At 38.9% G+C, this 602-nt stretch carries 1 protein-coding gene and 1 pseudogene; one reads left to right on the forward strand and one right to left on the reverse strand.

Annotated features, from left to right (window positions below):
* Positions 1 to 172 (forward strand): annotated as a pseudogene (locus ACWHAR_RS29455) (beta-glucanase); the annotation flags it as partial.
* A gap of 347 nt (positions 173 to 519) precedes the next feature.
* On the opposite strand, the gene ACWHAR_RS29460 reads toward ACWHAR_RS29455, so the two are convergent.
* Positions 520 to 602, reverse strand: an 83-nt coding sequence (locus ACWHAR_RS29460) for a hypothetical protein (protein ID WP_452088739.1), incomplete at its 5' end; no start/stop codon positions are given.

The following is a 602-nucleotide window of genomic DNA, read 5'->3' on the forward strand; positions in this document are numbered from 1 at the left end:
TACTGCCTCGGCTCAAACAGGTGGATCGTTTTTTGACCCGTTTAACGGCTATAACTCCGGTTTTTGGCAAAAAGCAGATGGTTATTCGAATGGAAATATGTTCAACTGCACGTGGCGGGCTAATAACGTATCAATGACGTCATTGGGTGAAATGCGTTTAGCGCTAACAAACTCATAAACAATCCAGTGACAAGAAGCAGCAACACTCGTTTCAGATAAGGCATATTGGCATTCCCCTTTCATTGAAAGCGTTTTCTATGTTGATCTTACATGATTCTTTTAAAAGGGAACATCGGCCAAAATAATGATAATACCGAATCTTACTTACTTGAATCCTGTAACTATCATCATCTTCCCTCTGAAAAAAGTAAAAACCTAAATTACCATCAGCACAGACAGAGATGATCCGCACTCATTGTAATTTAGGTTTTGCCTGCTTTATCAGTAACAATCCTGCCATTTTCATATGTGAATGTAAGAAAAAATGAATACAAGGAAACAAAAATGTCAGCGCTCTCATTATGCTTGTTTAACTACCCTTTCTATGTGAATGGTTAAATACAGCAGCTCGTCACTTGTGAGCTTGTGCTCATACTCCCGCT

Source organism: Bacillus sp. LR--39 (genome assembly GCF_053613335.1).